A 17165-nucleotide genomic window follows, 5' to 3' on the forward strand; every position below is an offset into this window, starting at 1 on the left:
CCCTCCGGCGGGGCTCGGCGGCCTCGTAGGCTGCGGGTATGACCGCCCCCCGAGACCTCAGCGGCCCCGGTGACGCCGGAGACCGCGGTGACCTCGGCGATCGCGGTGACCTGGGCGGCCTCGCCCGGCTGCTCGCCGCCCTGTCGCCGTCCTGCGGTCCGGTCCGGCTCGTCGCGGTGGACGGGCACGCCGGATCGGGCAAGACCACCTTCGCCGCGCGGCTCTCGGCTGCGCTGAGCGGTGCGCCGGTGCTGCATCTGGACGACCTGGCGAGCCACGGGGCGCTCTTCGACTGGACGGAGCGGCTGGCCGCACAGGTGACCGAACCGCTGTCGCGCGGCACCACCGCGCGCTTCGGGATCTACGACTGGCAGCACCGCAGTTTCACTCGTACGGGTGAACTGCCGCCTGCGCGGGCCGTCTTGGTGGAGGGCGTGGGCGCCGGGCGGCGCGCGCTCCGCCCGCTCCTGGCCGCCCTGCTGTGGATGGACGTGCCCGCCGCGGCGGCCCACGCCCGCGGAATGCGGCGTGACGGGCCGGAACAGGCGGATTTCTGGGACGGCTGGCGGCGCGCCGAGGCCCGCCATTTCGCGGCCGACCCCTCGCTTCCGCATGCCGATTTCCTGGTGCGCGAGCGAGGGCGGGGGCATGAGGTGCTGCCGGGCCCCCGGGGGAAGCGGTGAGGGGCCTTCCGGATCACCCTCGGTGATCCCTTCGGCCTCGCCCGCCCTTCCGGCCAGGAGGCCGGGGAGTGCACCTTGACCGAGGGCCGGTACAGGATTTACGTTCTCAACATGCGGTCTGTACAGGCCGCATCGGGCGCGAGGCCCCCGGTCGTTCCCCCGTGACCGGGGGCCTCGTTCCGCCCCGTGCGGCAGGCAGCCCCCGCCGTACCCTCACCCTCCGTCACTCCTGATACCCCGTCACGTAACGGCGGCCCCCGGACCCCGCGCGCCACGGCACCCTACGGCCGCGCCGCCTGCGCAGGTACGATGCGAAGGAGCGCGGGAGCACGTCCGTTCCGGATCACCAACGGCAACTCCCGCCCGTGGTACGGCTGTTCGCCCGGCTTTCGGCCCGGCGGACGGGCGCAGGGCCGTCGGCGGACATCGGGGGGACGTTTCGTGGGGGATGTGATGGATTTCGGCAGGCAGGACGCCCATGGCCTGCACGCCCCCGCCGATCTGGCGTGGCTGCGGGCGGTCGACGCCTACACGGTCGGCGGATACACCCAGGCCGAGGAGGAGTTCCGTACGGCGGTGCGCCTCGACCCGGGCATGGCGGACGGCTGGCTGGGCCTGCACGCGCTCCGCGCCGACACCCCCGTGGCGCTGCTGCGGATGTACGAGCACCGCGACCGCTTCGGGGAGCAGCGCAAGCGGCACGGCCGTACGCTCAACTCCTGGTACTGGCTGGGCTGGTGGGTGCAGCCGGTGCTGGAGACGGGCCGCGATCTGCTGCTGGCGCACACCTCGCACTGGCTGGACGGGCGGCACGTGGCCGAGCTGGACCGGGCGCTGGCCGACTGTCCGCCGGTGGAGACCGACCAGCAGGCCCGCTTCCTGCACGCCTGCCGCGCCTATCTCGCCAAGGACTGGGACCGGCTGGTGCGGCACACCGAGCCGCTGGTCGACGATCCGCTGCTGGGTATCGAGGCCGGGCTGTTCGCGGGCATGGCGCGGGTGCGGCTGGAGATGTACACGCAGGCCGAGCCGCTGCTCTCGGCGGCGCTGATGCGCTGCCGCAGCGAGCAGCCGCAGCGCAAGGAGCTGCGGTACTGGCTGGCCCGGGCGCGGGAGGGCACCGGGCGCAGCGCGGCGGCACTGCCGCTGTACCGGGCGGTGCACCGGATCGACCCGACGTTCATGGACACCGCGGCGCGGCTGACGGCCATCGCCGAGGGCGACGGCCTCGGTGACGGCTCCGGCTTCGCGGCGGCGATGACACTGACGGGCGCGGGCAGCCAGGACCTGCGGGACGCGGGAGCCGACGCAGGCGGCGACCCGGCCTCCGACGCGGGCGGTGACCCCGGTGGAGACCCCGGCGGCGACATCCTCGAGGTGCCGGAGCCGCCGGGCGGCCCGGAGACCGCGGACGGCGGCTTGGGGTCCGTGCCGGGCGGTGACCCGCTGCGGCGGGAGGATTCCGGCGATCCGGCCGAGCCCGCCCGCACCGACGCCGATCTCGTACGGGATCGGACGGCGCTGCTGCACACGGGCGCCGAGGCGGACCGGCTGCCCGCCGGCCCCGCCGATCCGGTGCTGCTGGCCCGGGCGCTGGACGAGCTGGAGCGGATGGTCGGTCTGGAGCCGGTCAAACGGCAGGTGCGGGCGCTCTCGGCGCAGCTGCACATGGCGCGGCTGCGGGCGGGCCAGGGCCTGCCGGTGCAGCCGCCCAAGCGGCACTTCATCTTCTCCGGGCCCTCGGGCACCGGCAAGACGACGGTGGCCCGCATCCTGGGCCGGGCCTTCTACGCCCTGGGGCTGCTCGGCGGTGACCACCTGGTGGAGGCGCAACGGGCCGATCTGGTGGGCGAGTTCCTGGGCCAGACGGCGGTGAAGGCGAACGAGCTGATCGACTCGGCGCTGGGCGGGGTGCTCTTCGTCGACGAGGCGTACGCCCTCTCGAACACGGGGTACAGCAAGGGCGACGCGTACGGCGACGAGGCGCTCCAGGTGCTGCTGAAGCGTGCCGAGGACAACCGCGACCGGCTGGTGGTCATCCTGGCGGGCTACCCCGAGGGCATGGACCGGCTGCTGGCGGTCAATCCGGGGCTCGGCTCCCGCTTCACGACCCGGGTGGACTTCCCCAGCTACCGCCCGCTGGAGCTGACCGCGATCGGCGAGGTGCTGGCGGCGGAGAACGGCGACAGGTGGGACACGGAGGCGCTCGACGAACTGCGCAGCATCGGCGGCCACGTCGTGGACCAGGGCTGGATCGACGAGCTGGGCAACGGGCGCTTCCTGCGGACGCTGTACGAGAAGAGCTGCGCCTACCGCGACCTGCGGCTGTCCGGCTATCCGGGCACGCCGACGCGCGACGACCTGGCGACGCTGCGGCTGCCCGACCTGATGCAGGCGTACGGCGAGGTGCTCTCCGGCCGCGGGCCGGAGAACACCCTGCCCTGAGAGCCCTCCGGGGCGCAGGGGCACGCGTCCGCGCGGTCGTGCGCGGCCGGCGAGCGGGCACTCTCGAAGGTGAACTCCGGGTTGTCCTCAGGGGCCTGCTGCGGCCGGGCCGGTCCGGGCGGGCCGGGCGGCGCCCTTGCGCGGCACGCTCTCGGGTGCGGCGGCGTGCGCCCGCGCGTCGTACAGGGCCGCCTCCGGCTCCTTTGCCGCACCGCGCCGGGCGGGCGGCGGGCCGCTGTGCGGCCTCGGCCGGGCGGCACCGGGTGCTCCGCCGAGGCCGGATGCCGGGTCGCGGTGGGCCGGGTCGCGGACCTCGCCGACCAGCTTCTCCAGTACGTCCTCCAGCATGACGATCCCCCGCACCCGCCCGTCCGCCCCGACGGCGACCGCGAGGTGGGTCGCGGCGGCCCGCATGGCGGTCAGCGCGTCGTCCAGGGGCAGTTCGGCACGCAGCGCGGTCATCGGCCGCCAGGCGCGCCGGGGCACCGGGCCGTCGCCGTCCTCAAGGTCGAGCACGTCCTTGACGTGCAGGTATCCGGGGAAGCCGCCGCCGTCGCCGCGCACCGGGAAGCGCGAGTAGCCGGTCCTGACGGTGAGGGCCTCCACCTCGGGTGCGGTGATCGAGGGGTCGACGGTGACCAGGTCGGCCGGGTCGAGCAGGACGTCGGTCACCGGCCGGGAGCCCAGCTCCAGCGCGTCGGACAGCCGGGCGTGTGCGCCATGTGCGAGCAGCCCGGCCTGCCGGGAGTCCTCGACCAGGTCGGTCAGCTGCGCACTCGTGACGACGGCGTCCACCTCGTCCTTCGGCTCGACCCCGAACAGCCGCAGGATCAGCCGCGCGCAGGCGCCCAGCGCGGCGGTCACGGGGCGGCACAGCCGGGCGAAGGCGACCAGCGCCGGGCTGAACCACAACGCGGTGCGCTCCGGCGCGGCCATCGCCAGGTTCTTGGGCACCATCTCCCCGATGACCAGGTGCAGGCAGACCACGCAGGCCAGCGCGAGGACGTAGCCCAGCGGATGGATCAGCGCCCCGGGCATCCGCACGGCGTGGAAGAGGGGCTCCAGCAGCCTGGCGACCGTGGGTTCGGCGACCGCGCCGAGCGTGAGCGAGCAGACGGTGATGCCGAACTGCGCGGCGGCCATCATCTGCGGAAGGTTCTCCAGCCCGGTCAGCACCCGGCGGGCGCGCACCGAGCCCTGCGCCGCCAGCGGCTCCACCTGGCTGCGGCGCACCGAGACCAGGGCGAACTCGGCGCCCACGAAGAAGCCGTTGACGAGCACCAGGAAAGCGGCAAGGAGGAGTTGGAGCAGGCTCGTCACGACGGCACCTCCGCCCCCGTACGCACCAGCCAGACCCGCTCGGCCCGGTGGTGGGCGACGCTGCGCACCCGCAGCTGCCAGCCGCCGGGTCCCGGCAGCGGCACGGTGTCCCCCACCGCGGGGATGCGGCCGAGCACCTCGGCGACCAGCCCGGCCACCGTCCCGTACGGGCCGTCCGGCGCGGTCAGGCCGATCCGGCTCAGCGTGTCCACGCGGCAGCCGCCGTCGGCCTCCCAGGCCGGGCGGCCCTCGGGGTCGGGGTGGGCGGCCAGTTCGGGCGGGCTCTGCCCGTCGTGCTCGTCCCGGACCTCGCCGACCAGTTCCTCGACGACGTCCTCCAGGGTGACCACGCCCGCCGTACCGCCGTACTCGTCGACGACCACGGCGATGGGCTGCTCGCTGCGCAGCCGCTCCAGCAGGGGCTGCACCGGCAGGGTGCCGGGGACCAGCAGGGCCGGTACGGCGATGTGGGCGGCGGGGGTGCGCAGCCGTTCGTGCGCAGGCACGGCGAGCGCGTCCTTGAGATGGACCATGCCCACGATCTCGTCCATGCGTTCGCGGTAGACGGGGAAGCGGGAGAGGCCGGTGGCCCGGGTGAGGTTGAGGACGTCGGCGGCCGTCGCGGCGGCCTGGAGCGCGCTGACCCGCACCCGCGGGGTCATCACGTCCTGTGCGGTGAGGACGGCCAGGGAGAGGGTGCGTACGAACAGGTCGGCGGTGTCCTGCTCCAGGGCGCCGGCGCGGGCGGAGTGCCGGGCGAGGGAGACCAGTTCACCGGGCGTGCGGGCGGACGCCAGCTCGTCAGCCGGTTCGAAGCCCAGCAGCCGCACGATGCGGTTGGCCACCGCGTTCAGCAGCGCGATCACGGGCCGGAAGAAGGCAGCGAAGCGCCGCTGCGGCCCGGCCACGAAACGGGCGACCGCCATCGGGCGGGACACCGCCCAGTTCTTCGGCACCAGCTCGCCGATGACCATCTGGAGAGCGGTGGCGGTGAACATGCCGATGAGCACCGCCACCCCGGGCACCGCGCCCGCAGGCAGCCCGGTCGCGGTGAGCGGGGAGTCCAGCAGCACGGCGAGGGCCGGTTCGGCGAGCATGCCGACGACCAGGGAGGTGAGCGTGATGCCCAGCTGGGTGCCGGAGAGCTGGAAGGACAGCTCGCGCAGGGCCCGCACCACGCTGCGGGCGCGCCGGTCGCCCTCGGCCGCGGCGCGTTCGGCCGCGGGTCTCTGCACCGTGACGAGTCCGAACTCGGCGGCGACGAAGAAGCCGTTGGCGAGGATGAGGGCGAACGCCGCGCCGAGCAGCAGCAGCGGGGCGCTCACCGGCGCTCCCGCGGGAGCGGGCGGCGAAGGTGCCCGCCGAGGGGTCGTGCCGGGGCTTCCCGGCCCGCCGTCCCCCCTCGGGGAGGGACGGCACAGGTACTACAGGACGATCCGTCCATCGCTGGAGGGACTCACTCCTCGGGTCGCAGGTGCCCGCGCTCAGGCGGGGCGGCGGTAGCCGACGGCAACAGGGTAGTCAGATGCGCGGCGTACGGGCAGGGAAGGCGGGCGCATTCGGGGGCGCGCACGGTCAGCGGCGCCCCGTGCCGTACTGCTCCACCAGGGCGCTCAGCGCACGGGCGTCCGCCACGGCCCGCGCCCTGGCGATGCCGGGCTGGATGCCCATGACGGGCAGGGTGGTGCCGTCGGCCAGGTCGAGGAAGACCCAGGGATCGCCGGAGCGCAGGTTGACCCGCAGGATCTCGGCCCACTCCAGCCGCCTGCTGCTGGTCAGGTTGACCACGGTGACGCCGTCCGCGCGCGCGTCGACCCGGGGGCGGCTGAGCAGCCCCAGCACGCCGAGGAAGAGCAGCCCGGTGAAGGTGAAGCTGATCCGCTCACCGGGGCTGAGCGTGCCGAGCACCAGCGCGATGACCGTGATGACCGCGCACACGGCCAGCCCCACGCCCAGCAGGACGACCCGCGTACGGGTGGGGCGGAAGGTGACCGGGAGGTCGGGCGGGGCGGTCACAGGCGGCAGGCGTGGATGCCGGTGGTCAGGATCGCGCGGGCACCCAGGTCGTAGAGGTCGTCCATGATCCGCTGGGCCTCCTTGGTGCGCACCATGGAGCGGACGGCGACCCAGCCCTGGTCGTGCAGCGGGGAGATGGTGGGGGACTCGAGGCCGGGCGTGAGCGCCACGGCGGACTCCAGGCGCTCGGCGCGGATGTCGTAGTCCATCATCACGTAGCGCCGCGCGACCAGGACGCCCTGCATGCGGCGCAGGAACTGCTGGACCTTGGCGTCCTCGCCGCCCGGCCCGCCCGATCCGGTGCCCCGGATGACCACGGCCTCGGACTGGAGGATGGGCTGGCTGATGATCTCCAGCCCCGCGTTGCGGAGGGTGGTGCCCGTCTCCACGACGTCGGCGATGACCTCCGCGACGCCGAGCTGGATGGCCGTCTCGACCGCCCCGTCGAGGCGGACGACCGAGGCGTCCACCCGGTGCTCGGCGAGGTGGGCGCGGACCAGGCCGGGGAAGGAGGTGGCCACGGTCATGCCGCCGAACTCGCTGACGTCCGTGGCGGTGCCCGGGCGGGCGGCGTAGCGGAAGGTGGAGCCCGCAAAGCCCAGTTGCAGGATCTCCTCCGCGTCCGCCGCCGAGTCGAGCAGCAGGTCGCGGCCGGTGATGCCGATGTCGAGCTTGCCGGAGCCGACGTAGACGGCGATGTCGCGGGGGCGGAGGAAGAAGAACTCGACCTCGTTCTCGCTGTCCGCCAGGACCAGCTCGCGGCGGTCCTTGCGCTGCCGGTAACCGGCCTCATGGAGCATCGCCGACGCGGGGTCGGAGAGTGAACCCTTGTTGGGGACGGCGATGCGCAGCATGGACGGGCTTCCTTCGGTGAGTGAGGCAGGTGGGAGCGGAGTGCTCAGGGGCTGTTCAGCGAGGCGCGGTACGGCTCACAGATGAGCGTATACGTCGTCGAGGGAGATGCCGCGCGCGATCATCATGACCTGGAGGTGGTAGAGCAGCTGGGAGATCTCCTCCGCCGTACGGTCCTCCCCCTCGTACTCCGCCGCCATCCACACCTCGGCGGCCTCCTCGACGACCTTCTTGCCGATCGCGTGCACACCCTGGGCGACCAGCTCGGCGGTGCGGGAGGTGATGGGGTCGCCTGCGGTGGCCTTCTGCTGGAGCTCGCCGAACAGCTCCTCGAATGTCTTGTTCGCCATGGTCCTCTTACCCTACGTGGTCGGCCGCGGCCCACCCGCGCCAGGGGCGGGGCGGGCACCGGCGGCGCCGCCCGGGGTCAGCGCCAGGGTTCCGCCACGGCACGCAGCGTGGCGGCGGTGGCGACCGCGGCGGTGACCGCCTCGTGGCCCTTGTCCTCCCGGGAGCCCTCCAGCCCGGCCCGCTCCAGCGCCTGTTCCTCGGTGTCACAGGTGAGCACGCCGAAGCCGATGGGCACACCTGTCTCCACGGAGACCTGGGTGAGGCCCTGGGTGACGCCCTGGCAGACGTACTCGAAGTGCGGGGTGCCGCCGCGGATGACGACGCCGAGGGCCACGACCGCGTCGTAGCCGCGCCCGGCGAGCACCTTGGCGACGACGGGCAGTTCGAAGCTGCCCGGGACCCGCAGCAGGGTGGGTTCGTCGATGCCCAGGTCGCGCAGGGCCCGCAGGGCGCCCTCGACGAGGCCGTCCATCACCTGCTCGTGCCACTGGGCGGCGATCACGGCGACCCGGAGGTCTCCGCAGTTGCCGACGGTCAGTTCGGGTGCGCCCTTGCCGCTCACTTCGCTCTTCACTCCTCGGTTCCGCGGACTGTCCGCGTGCTTGCTGTGCTTGCTGTGCTTGCTGTGCTGTCCGTACCGGCCGTGCTGTCCCGTGGTGCCGGGGTGGTGCGGTGCCGCCGTCGCGGGCGAAGGGTCACTGGTTGCCGCAGGCGGAGGCCCGGGCGGCGTCCAGCCAGGGCAGGTCGTGGCCCATCCGGTCCCGCTTGGTGCGCAGGTAGCGGATGTTGTGCTCCCCCGCCTGCACGGGCATCGGCACCCGCCCGCTGATGCGCAGGCCGTGCCGCACGAGGGCGGCCGTCTTGTCGGGGTTGTTGGTCATCAGGCGCAGCGAGCGCACCCCCAGGTCGGTGAGCATCTGCGCGGCGGCGCCGTAGTCCCGTGCGTCGGCGGGCAGGCCCAGCTCCAGGTTGGCGTCCAGCGTGTCGCGGCCGTCCTCCTGCAACTCGTAGGCGCGCAGCTTGGAGAGGAGGCCGATGCCCCGCCCCTCGTGGCCGCGCAGGTAGAGCACCACGCCGCGGCCCTCGGCCTGGACCCGCTCCAGCGAGGCGTTCAGCTGCGGCCCGCAGTCGCAGCGCTGGGAGCCGAAGATGTCGCCGGTCAGGCACTCGGAGTGCACCCGCACGAGCACGTCCTCGCCGTCGGAGTGCGCCAGGTCGCCCGCCACCAGGGCGATGTGCTCGACGCCGTCGGTGGTGGAGCGGTAGCCGAACGCCCGGAAGTCGCCGTACCGGGTGGGCAGCCGGGTGACCGCCTCACGCCGCACGGTGGGCTCGGCGGTGCGCCGGAAGTCGGCCAGGTCCTCGATGGAGATGATCGGCAGGCCGTGCTTGCGCGCGAACGGCACCAGTTCCGGCAGCCGCAGCATCGCGCCGTCCTCGCCGGCGATCTCGACGATGGCCGCCGCGGGCCGCAGACCGGCCAGCCGGGCCAGGTCGACGCCGGCCTCGGTGTGTCCGGGGCGCACCAGCACCCCGCCCGAGCGGGCGCGCAGCGGGAAGACGTGCCCGGGGCGTACGAAGTCGGCGGCCGTGGCACGGGAGTCGGCGAGCAGCCGGACGGTGGCGGCCCGGTCCGCCGCCGAGATGCCGGTGGTGACGCCCCAGGCGGGGCCCGCGTCGACGGAGACGGTGAAGGCCGTGGTCATCGACTCGGTGTTGCGTTCGACCATCTGCGGCAGGTCCAGCCGCTCGATGTCGGGGGCGGCCAGCGGGACGCAGATCAGGCCGCGGCACTCGCTCATCATGAAGGCGACGATCTCGGGGGTGGCCTTCTCGGCCGCGATGACGAGGTCGCCCTCGTTCTCCCGGCTCTCGTCGTCGACGACCACGACGGGCCGTCCCTCGGCGATGGCGGCGACGGCGCGCTCGACGGGGTCGAGCGCGAGATCCTCGCCCGCCGTCTCCCCCGGTGCGCCCGGGTACCAGCTCTCCAGTGCGGTCATGCTGCCATTCCTTCCAGGACGGGCTGCGGTGCCGGGCGGCTGCGCGAGCGCAGCCACCACGCGCGCAGGCCCCACAGGACGAGAGCGAGATAGACGACGTAGACGAGGCCGGAGAAGGCCAGGCCGCTGCTGAAGGCCAGCGGGACGCCGACCAGGTCGACCAGCAGCCAGGCGAACCAGAACTCGACCAGACCCCGGGCCTGGGCGGCCATCGCCGTGAGCGTGCCGACGAAGATGTAGGCGTCGGGCCACGGGTTCCAGGACAGGGACGGCACGAGGGTGAAGAGCGTGCCGACGGCGAGGGTGCCCGCGGCCGTACCGGCCGCCAGCACGCCGCGCTCGCGCCAGGTGGCGAACCGCACGGCCAGGGTGCCGTCCTGCGCCCGCCGCGCGCCGCCCTGCCACTGCCGCCAGCCCCACACGGCCACCACCATGACCACCAGCTGCTTGCCGACGCCGCCCGTCAGGTCGACCGAGGCGTAGGCGCCGACCAGGATCAGCCCGGACAGCAACTGCACCGGCCAGGTCAGCAGGGAGCGGCGCCAGCCCAGCGCGAGCGCGGCCAGGCCCAGTGAGTTGCCGGCCACGTCGGACCAGATGACGTGCTGCCCGAAGGCGGTGAATGCCTCGCCGTTGAGCCAGTCGAAGGCGCTCATCACCGGGCTCCGGCCGGGTCGTGAGGGGTGGTGGTGCCGCCGTACACGCCCGCGCCGCCGTGCGACATCAGCCGCTCGACGTACTTGGCGAGCACGTCCACCTCGAGGTTCACCGGGTCGCCGGGCGACTTGGTGCCCAAGGTGGTGAGCGCGAGGGTGGTGGGGATGAGGCTGACGGTGAAGTAGTCGTCACCCGCGTCGACCACGGTCAGCGAGATGCCGTCCACGGTGATGGAGCCCTTCTCCACCACGTAGCGGGCCAGCTCGGCCGGGAGCGCGATCCGGACCACCTCCCAGTGCTCGCCCGGGGTGCGCCGGGTGATCAGGCCGGTGCCGTCGACATGGCCCTGCACGAGGTGGCCGCCGAGCCGCCCGCCGAGGGCCGTCGGGCGCTCCAGGTTGACGCGCGCGCCGGCCTCGAGGCCGCCCAGGCTGGAGCGGGTGAGCGTCTCGGCCATCACGTCGGCGGTGAACTCCCCGCCGCCCGCGTCGACGACCGTGAGGCACACGCCGTTGACGGCGATCGAGTCGCCGTGCTTCGCGTCCTCGGTGACCAGCGGGCCGCGCAGGCGGAAGCGGGAGGAGTCCCCGCGGTGCTCCACGGCGGCGACCTCGCCCAGCTCCTCGATGATTCCGGTGAACATTATTCGCGGCTCTCCTTACGGGGCTCGGCCCCGGGCTCAGGTGCGGGCTCAGGTTCAGGTACCGGCTCGGCGGCGGCCGGGGGTGCGGCTGCGGCTGCCGCGCTCTGCGCGGCGCCGCGCCCGAGGTGGGCGGTGAGGCGCAGGTCGGGGCCCAGCCGGGCGGTCTCGGTCACGGTCAGCCGCAACGCCTCGCCGAGGGTGCTGATTCCGGCGGCACCCAGCGCGGCGGGCCCCTCCCCCAGCAGGACGGGGGCGAGGTAGCCCACGACGCGGTCCACGAGCCCGGCCGCCAGGAAGGACCCCGCCAGGGTGGGGCCGCCCTCCAGCAGCACGGCGCGCACCCCGCGCCCGTACAGCTCGCCGAGCAGCGCGGGAAGGTGGAGGCCCGACGCGTCGCGGGGCAGCCGGACGATCTGGGCGAGGCCCTCGAGCGGCCCGGTGGCGGCGTCCTCGGCGACGGCGAGGAGGGTGGGCCCCGAGCCGTCCAGCACGCGGGCGCCCGGCGCGGTGCGGGCCTCGGTGTCGAGCACGACGCGCAGCGGCTGTACGGCGCCCTCGACGCCGCGCACCGCCAGCTGCGGGTCGTCCGCGCGCGCGGTGCCCGAGCCGACCAGCACGGCGTCCGACTCGGCGCGCAGCCGGTGGACGTCGGCCCGCGCCTCGGGCGAGGTGATCCAGCGGCTGGTGCCGTCCGCGGCGGCGCTGCGGCCGTCCAGGGTGGCGGCGTACTTCCAGGTGACGTAGGGGCGGCCCAGCCGCACCGAGGTGAGCCAGGCGGCGTTCCCGGCGGCGGCCTCCGCGGCGAGCACCCCGGGAACCACCCGCACCCCGGCGGCGGCCAGCACGGCGGCGCCGCCGCGCGCGGCCGGGTCGGGGTCGGGGACGGCGTAGACCACGCGGGCGATCCCGGCGTCGAGCAGGGCCTGCGCGCAGGGGCCGGTGCGGCCGGTGTGGTTGCAGGGCTCCAGGGTGACCACGGCGGTGCCGCCGCGGGCGTCCGCGCCGGCCTCGGCCAGCGCGTGGACCTCGGCGTGCGGGCCGCCCGCGCGCTGGTGCCAGCCTTCGCCGACCACCCGGCCGCGGGCGTCCAGCACGACGCAGCCGACGACCGGGTTGGGGCTGGTGCTGCCCAGGCCGCGGGCCGCCAGGTCGAGGGCGCGCCGCATCGCGGCAAGCTCCGTGGATGTCGCGGCTTCGGCGGCCACCGGGTCCTCCTGCCTCATAGGGCACGGACTCCGGGGCGCTGCTGTGGACGGACGCGGGATCGGCGACACCGGTCGTCAGAGCTGCGGGCGTCGGACCGCCCTTCGGACGGACCGCCCCCATGACGGCGGTGTACCGCTCTCGGCCCGCCGCGCACTGCCTCCCATCCGGACTTTCACCGTCGGTCCAGGAATTTCACCTGGTCAACCGGCCGCTGGCGGCGGACGGGTCGCGGACTGTAACCGCCGGTTCGGACTTTCACCGACCCCGGAGTGCGCTGACGTCACTGGTACAGCTACCAGTCTGCCACGGCCAGGGTGACCCCCGCCGGGCAGAGCCTGTGGTCTGGATCACAGGCAGGTGCGGGCGTACGGTCGCCTACGGGACCGCCCCCGGGGCAGGGGGCCGGAGCACGGCGGCGGGCGGAGGCGGGGCGGCGATGCGGCAGGGCGGCGACCAGGGCGGCACGAGGCAGGCCCGGCGGGCGGTCGGCGTGGTCTTCGCCGCGCACGGGGCGGCGAGCGGCTCGTTCGCCACCCGTATCCCCTGGCTGCGGGAGCAGTTGGACCTCAGCCCGGGCCAACTCGGACTGGCCCTGGTCTTCATGACACTCGGCGCCTCGGCCGCCATGCCGCTGGCCGCCCGGGTGACGCACCGCTACGGACCGCGCCGCTCGCTGCGCGGACTGGCGCTGCTGTGCTGTGCGGGGCTGGTGCTGCCACCGCTGATGCCGGGCCTGGGCTGGCTGTGCGCGGGGCTGTTCGTCTTCGGCTGCGGGCTCGGCCTGTTGGACGTGGCCATGAACGCGCAGGGCGTGCAGATCGAGGAGCGCTACGGGCGCTCGGTGATGTCCGGGCTGCACGGGCTGTGGAGCGTGGGCGCGCTGCTGGGCGGCGCGGGCGGCGCGCTGGCGGCACACCAGGGGCTGGACGCGCGGGTGCATCTCTCGCTCGCCGCACCGCTGCTGGCGCTGGTGGCGGTGACGGCGGGGCGGTGGGCACTGGAGCCGTCCGCACCACCGGGCGGCGCGGCGACGGCAGCCGGCGGTGCGGACGCGGAGGAGCCGCCGCGCTTCGCGCTGCCCTCGCGGGAAGTGCTCGCCATCGGCGCCGTCGGGTTCTGCGCGGTCTTCGCGGAGGGGGCGTCCATGGACTGGTCCGGCATCTACCTGACCGACGTGACCGGGGCCGCCCCCGGCCTGGCCGCCGCCGCGTACACGGCGTTCGCCTGCACGATGGCGGCGGCGCGGCTCCTGGGGGACGCGCTGGTGCGCCGCTTCGGCGCGGTGCGCACGGTACGCGCGGGCGGCGTGCTGGCCACGGCGGGCGGGCTGCTGGTGGTGGCCGCGCGGGCCCCGGTCATGGCGGTGGGCGGGTACGCGCTGATCGGCGTCGGGATCGCCGTGGTGGTGCCCCTGTGCTTCGCGGCGGCGGGGCGTACCAGGAGCGCCGCGCCGGGCCAGGCGATCGCCGGGGTCGCGACGCTGGCGTACGCCTCGGGGCTGGCGGCTCCGGCGGCGGTCGGCGCGATCGCGGAGGCGACCTCGCTCTCGGTGTCCTTCGGGCTGGTCACCGTGCTGGCGTCGGGCCTCGTGCTGGGGGCGGGGGTGCTGCGTACGGGGCCGCCGGCGCACGGTGCCGCTCCCGGGGCGGGCGGGGCGGCGGGGGCGCGGACAGGAGCGGGGGCGGACTCCGGGGCCGACGCCGCCCCCGAGCGGGGTTGAGCCCGCCCCGGCCGCCCTCAGTCGTCGGGCAGTTCGACCGGGGCGATCCGGTCGAAGACGTCGCCCGGCCCGGGATTGGCCGGGTCGGTGTCGCCGCCGAGGTGGTGCATCACTCCCCAGACCGCGTTCAGCGCGGTCTGCACCGCGCCCTCCGCCCAGCCCGCCGTCCAGGAGATGTCGTCACCGGCCAGGAAGAGCCCGCGCTGCTCGGGCGGCAGGTCGCGCTGCATGAAGTGGGTGAACAGGCGGCGCTGGTAGCGGTAGTGGCCGGGCAGGTTGGCCTTGAAGGCGCCCATGAACCACGGCTCGTTCTCCCAGGAGACGGTGACCGGGTCGCCGGTGATGTGCTTGCGGATGTCGACTCCGGGATAGATCTCGCGGAGCGACTTGAGCATCACCTCCAGCCGCTCGCCGGGGCTGAGCGGGAGCCACTTGAGGCTGTCGTCGCACCAGGTGTAGGAGAGGCAGATGGCGGCGGGCCGGTCCGGGCCGTCCTCCAGCAGATAGGTGCCGCGCGTCATCCGGTCGGTCAGGGTCATGCTCATCACGTCCCGCCCCGTGGGCCGCCCCTGTTCGTCCACGGCCTCGTCGCGCCAGAAGGGGCGGTCCACGGGGACGAACAGCTTGGACGACTCCATGTAGTGGGTGCGCTCCACGGCCGTCCAGTGGTCGATGGGCAGCAGGTCGTCCGCGCAGTCGATGCGGCTGAGCAGCAGCCAGGACTGCGCGGTGAAGACGGCGGCGCGGTAGGTGCGTACGGCGCCGCCGGCGTCGGTGACCGTGATCCGGTCGCCGCGCGTCGCGCCGCCCGCGGTGCGGTGCAGCCGGGTGACCGCGGGGCGGGGCCGCCGATCGGCGTGCAGGGAGGCCAGCGAGGTGCCCTGCGGCCAGTGCAGGAGCTTGTCCGGTTCGCGCTCCCACAGCCGCAGCGGCAGCTGCTGGCTGCCGCCGACGATGCCGCGGTGGTCGTCGTCGGCGCCGGTGTAGACGACGCGGAGGATCTCCAGGATCGAGTTGGGGAAGTCGGTGTCCCAGCCGCCGGTGCCGAATCCGACCTGGCCGAAGATCTCCCGGTGCCGGAAGGAGGCGAAGGACGGCGCCGCGCACAGGAAGCCGTAGAACGTCTGGTTGTCGAGCCGTTCGACCAGCCGGGCCCAGATCTCCCGGATGCGCGGAACGTCGCGCTCCCGGATGGCGCGCTGCATCTCGGGGAAGTCCGCCCCCTCCGCCAGGCAGGCGTTCCAGGCTTCCATCACCCGGTGGTAGACCTCGGGCAGATCGGCGAGCGTGCGGGCGTAGTGGGACTCGCCCTTGAGGTCGACGACGGTGGAGGGGGTGCCGGGTGCCAGCGGGTTGGGGAAGGGCTCCATCCGCAGGCCGGTGAGGTCCACGTAGTGCTGGAAGGCGGTGGAGGAGGGCGGGAAGCGCATGGCGCCCAGTTCGGCGGTGAGGCCCTCGCCGCCGCCCTCGAAGGTGGCGGTGCGCAGGCGCCCGCCGATCTGGTCCGCCTCGTGGAGGACGGGGCGCAGGCCCATCTTCATCAGCTCGTAGGCGGTGACGAGGCCGGAGAGGCCGCCGCCGATGACGGCGACCTCGGTGCCGTGCTCGGTGGCCGGGACGGAGCCGATGCCCGCCGGGTGGGCGAGGAAGTCGTCGTAGGCGAAGGGGAAGTCGGGGCCGAACATGGTCAGCGGGGGCGCTCCGCCGGGGACGGCGTGAACGGCGGTGGGCACCGTGGACGTCATCGGTTCGGTTCTCCTTGCGGCAGGTCGTGGTCGTGGTCGCGGTACAGGCGGGGGCGCCGGTCGGTGAGGTAGGGGTTGGCGGCGCGGCACGCGGCGAGGGCCGCCGGGGTGGGGTCGAGGTCGGCGGTGAGCAGCTCCTCGCCGGTGCCCGCCCGCGCCCGTACCGTCCCGTCCGGTGCCACCAGGCAGCTGAGCCCGGCGAAGGCGAACTCGCCCTCGGGGCCGTGGCGGTTGGCGTAGGCGAGGCAGAGCTGGTTCTCCCAGGCGCGGACGGGCAGCACGCTCCGGGCGACGATCTCGTACGGGCTCATCAGCGCGGTGGGCACGAGCAGCAGCCCGGTACCGGCCAGGGCGTGGGCCCGGACGGTCTCCGGGAACTCCACGTCGTAGCAGATCAGCAGGCCGACGCGGACGCCGTGCAGGTCGGCCTGGACCACCAGCTGGTCGCCGGGGGTGAACCAGGCGCGCTCCCAGTCGCCGTAGAGGTGCGTCTTGCGGTAGTTGGCGAGCGGCTCGCCGTCGGGGCCGATCAGCTGGACGGAGTTGTACAGGGTGCTCCCGTGGCGCTCCGGGTAGCCGTAGGCGACGGCGAGGCGGTGCTCGGCCGCGATCCGGGCGACCGCGCGGGCGCCCGGCCCCGCCGCGTCCTGTGCCAGGTCCGGCAGGCGGTCGCCGAGCGCGTATCCGGTCAGGAACAGCTCGGAGGCGACCAGCAGCCGCGCGCCGTCGGCCGCGGCGCGGCGGGCGGCGCCGTCGAGGGCGGCCAGGGTGGTGTCGGTGGTGGCGGGAACGCCGCCGGGCCCTTGGTACAGCGCGGTGCGCAGCGGCGTCATGAAACCTCGTGAGCTGGGCTTTCCGGGGTGCGGGGGGACGATCCGACGCTACGTTCACCGGTGTTGACCAGACAAGGGCGCTCTGTTGCGCACCCGCGGAGGTTTTCTCGCCTGCGGGCGGGGCGGGGCGGCGATTCGTTGCGCGGGGACGCGTGGGGTCTCGCGGGCGTGCGCGGGGCGGCGCGCCCGTCCCGGCGGCCGGGTCACTCCGGCGGGCCGGCCGGGTGGCGGCGCAGCAGGGGCGAAAGCACGAGCACCGACTTGGTGCGTTCGACGAAGGGTTCGCCCGCGATCCGCTCCAGTACGCGTTCGAAGTGGCGCATGTCGGCGGCGAAGACCTGGACGACGGCGTCCGCGTCGCCGGTGACCGTGGAGGCCGAGACGACCTCCGGATAGCGGGCGAGTGCGCGGCGGATGTCGGCGGGCGCGGTGTTGGAGCGGCAGTACATCTCGATGAAACCCTCGGTCTGCCGGCCGAGCGCCGCCGGGTCGACCCGCACGGTGAACCCGGTGATGGCCCCCTCCGCGCGCAGCCGGTCCACCCGGCGCTTGACGGCGGGTGCGGAGAGGCCCACCTGGGCGCCGATGTCGGCGTAGCTGCGGCGGGCGTCCTGGGCGAGGACGTGGACGATGCGCTCGTCGATTTCGCTGAGATGTCGCACTGCGGGCGGTTCACTATCTGTGCGGGGCC

General features: G+C 74.5%; 16 protein-coding genes and 1 riboswitch. Of the genes, 3 read left to right on the top strand and 13 right to left on the bottom strand.

Going from position 1 to position 17165, the window contains the following annotated elements; genetic code table 11:
• Positions 1 to 38: 38 nt before the first annotated feature.
• On the top strand, positions 39 to 683 hold the full coding sequence (locus H299_RS0127665; RefSeq protein ID WP_486587460.1) for a uridine kinase family protein: 645 nt from the start codon (positions 39 to 41) through the stop codon (positions 681 to 683).
• Positions 684 to 1136: 453 nt separating this feature from the next.
• Positions 1137 to 3128, top strand: a complete 1992-nt coding sequence (locus tag H299_RS0127670; protein WP_199782515.1) for an AAA family ATPase — start codon at positions 1137 to 1139, stop codon at positions 3126 to 3128.
• 87 nt (positions 3129 to 3215) lie between these two features.
• Here the strand turns inward: H299_RS0127670 and H299_RS36670 are convergent, their stop codons facing one another.
• From H299_RS36670 to ribD, 10 genes are all read right to left on the bottom strand, one after another.
• Positions 3216 to 4448, bottom strand: a complete 1233-nt coding sequence (locus H299_RS36670; RefSeq protein WP_051262926.1) for a CNNM domain-containing protein — start codon at positions 4446 to 4448, stop codon at positions 3216 to 3218.
• Positions 4445 to 5773 carry a hemolysin family protein gene (locus H299_RS0127680; RefSeq protein WP_027751065.1) on the bottom strand — a complete coding sequence of 443 codons (1329 nt, stop codon included), beginning with the start codon at positions 5771 to 5773 and terminating at the stop codon, positions 4445 to 4447. Before H299_RS0127680 ends, H299_RS36670 begins: the two co-directional genes overlap by 4 nt.
• 250 nt (positions 5774 to 6023) lie before the next feature.
• Complete coding sequence (locus H299_RS0127685) at positions 6024 to 6473, bottom strand: PH domain-containing protein (protein WP_027751066.1); 450 nt, start codon at positions 6471 to 6473, stop codon at positions 6024 to 6026.
• Positions 6461 to 7318: an ATP phosphoribosyltransferase gene (gene hisG, locus H299_RS0127690; RefSeq protein WP_027751067.1), complete on the bottom strand. Its 858-nt coding sequence runs from the start codon at positions 7316 to 7318 to the stop codon at positions 6461 to 6463. The genes H299_RS0127685 and hisG overlap by 13 nt, the downstream gene beginning before the upstream one ends.
• 75 nt (positions 7319 to 7393) lie before the next feature.
• Entirely contained in the window at positions 7394 to 7666 is a 273-nt protein-coding gene (locus H299_RS0127695) for a phosphoribosyl-ATP diphosphatase (protein ID WP_027751068.1), read from the bottom strand.
• Positions 7667 to 7743: 77 nt separating this feature from the next.
• Complete coding sequence (ribH, locus tag H299_RS0127700; RefSeq protein ID WP_027751069.1) at positions 7744 to 8229, bottom strand: 6,7-dimethyl-8-ribityllumazine synthase; 486 nt, start codon at positions 8227 to 8229, stop codon at positions 7744 to 7746.
• Between the two features lie 133 nt (positions 8230 to 8362).
• Positions 8363 to 9670 carry a bifunctional 3,4-dihydroxy-2-butanone-4-phosphate synthase/GTP cyclohydrolase II gene (locus H299_RS0127705; RefSeq protein ID WP_027751070.1) on the bottom strand — a complete coding sequence of 436 codons (1308 nt, stop codon included), beginning with the start codon at positions 9668 to 9670 and terminating at the stop codon, positions 8363 to 8365.
• Complete coding sequence (locus H299_RS0127710; protein WP_027751071.1) at positions 9667 to 10326, bottom strand: nicotinamide mononucleotide transporter family protein; 660 nt, start codon at positions 10324 to 10326, stop codon at positions 9667 to 9669. The genes H299_RS0127705 and H299_RS0127710 overlap by 4 nt, the downstream gene beginning before the upstream one ends.
• Complete coding sequence (locus H299_RS36675; protein ID WP_051262927.1) at positions 10326 to 10970, bottom strand: riboflavin synthase; 645 nt, start codon at positions 10968 to 10970, stop codon at positions 10326 to 10328. Before H299_RS36675 ends, H299_RS0127710 begins: the two co-directional genes overlap by 1 nt.
• Entirely contained in the window at positions 10970 to 12193 is a 1224-nt protein-coding gene (gene ribD / locus H299_RS36680) for a bifunctional diaminohydroxyphosphoribosylaminopyrimidine deaminase/5-amino-6-(5-phosphoribosylamino)uracil reductase RibD (protein WP_051262928.1), read from the bottom strand. The genes H299_RS36675 and ribD overlap by 1 nt, the downstream gene beginning before the upstream one ends.
• 129 nt (positions 12194 to 12322) lie before the next feature.
• Positions 12323 to 12453, bottom strand: a riboswitch (FMN riboswitch).
• A 159-nt stretch (positions 12454 to 12612) separates the two neighbouring features.
• Here ribD and H299_RS36685 point away from each other — a divergent pair.
• Positions 12613 to 13896, top strand: a complete 1284-nt coding sequence (locus H299_RS36685) for an MFS transporter (RefSeq protein WP_078513103.1) — start codon at positions 12613 to 12615, stop codon at positions 13894 to 13896.
• 17 nt (positions 13897 to 13913) lie between these two features.
• Here H299_RS36685 and H299_RS0127730 read toward each other — a convergent pair whose 3' ends face one another.
• From H299_RS0127730 to H299_RS0127740, 3 genes are all read right to left on the bottom strand, one after another.
• Complete coding sequence (locus tag H299_RS0127730; RefSeq protein WP_027751072.1) at positions 13914 to 15641, bottom strand: FAD-dependent oxidoreductase; 1728 nt, start codon at positions 15639 to 15641, stop codon at positions 13914 to 13916.
• The gene (locus tag H299_RS36690) at positions 15638 to 16474 is read right to left on the bottom strand and encodes a carbon-nitrogen hydrolase family protein (protein WP_051262929.1); all 837 of its coding nucleotides are present in this window, start codon (positions 16472 to 16474) and stop codon (positions 15638 to 15640) included. The genes H299_RS0127730 and H299_RS36690 overlap by 4 nt, the downstream gene beginning before the upstream one ends.
• A gap of 203 nt (positions 16475 to 16677) precedes the next feature.
• The gene (locus H299_RS0127740; RefSeq protein WP_027751073.1) at positions 16678 to 17136 is read right to left on the bottom strand and encodes an Lrp/AsnC family transcriptional regulator; all 459 of its coding nucleotides are present in this window, start codon (positions 17134 to 17136) and stop codon (positions 16678 to 16680) included.
• Between the last annotated feature and the right edge of the window lie 29 nt (positions 17137 to 17165).

The organism is Streptomyces sp. CNH287, from assembly GCF_000424825.1.

Excerpts from the sequence above, each read along its gene's own strand:
- H299_RS0127665 (WP_486587460.1), top strand. The coding sequence starts at position 39 with ATGACCGCCCCCCGAGACCTCAGCGGCCCCGGTGACGCCGGAGACCGC.
- H299_RS0127670 (WP_199782515.1), top strand. The coding sequence starts at position 1,137 with ATGGATTTCGGCAGGCAGGACGCCCATGGCCTGCACGCCCCCGCCGAT.
- hisG (WP_027751067.1), bottom strand. The coding sequence starts at position 7,318 with ATGCTGCGCATCGCCGTCCCCAACAAGGGTTCACTCTCCGACCCCGCG.
- H299_RS0127695 (WP_027751068.1), bottom strand. The coding sequence starts at position 7,666 with ATGGCGAACAAGACATTCGAGGAGCTGTTCGGCGAGCTCCAGCAGAAG.
- H299_RS0127705 (WP_027751070.1), bottom strand. The coding sequence starts at position 9,670 with ATGACCGCACTGGAGAGCTGGTACCCGGGCGCACCGGGGGAGACGGCG.
- H299_RS0127710 (WP_027751071.1), bottom strand. The coding sequence starts at position 10,326 with ATGAGCGCCTTCGACTGGCTCAACGGCGAGGCATTCACCGCCTTCGGG.
- H299_RS36675 (WP_051262927.1), bottom strand. The coding sequence starts at position 10,970 with ATGTTCACCGGAATCATCGAGGAGCTGGGCGAGGTCGCCGCCGTGGAG.
- ribD (WP_051262928.1), bottom strand. The coding sequence starts at position 12,193 with ATGAGGCAGGAGGACCCGGTGGCCGCCGAAGCCGCGACATCCACGGAG.
- H299_RS36685 (WP_078513103.1), top strand. The coding sequence starts at position 12,613 with ATGCGGCAGGGCGGCGACCAGGGCGGCACGAGGCAGGCCCGGCGGGCG.
- H299_RS0127730 (WP_027751072.1), bottom strand. The coding sequence starts at position 15,641 with ATGACGTCCACGGTGCCCACCGCCGTTCACGCCGTCCCCGGCGGAGCG.
- H299_RS36690 (WP_051262929.1), bottom strand. The coding sequence starts at position 16,474 with ATGACGCCGCTGCGCACCGCGCTGTACCAAGGGCCCGGCGGCGTTCCC.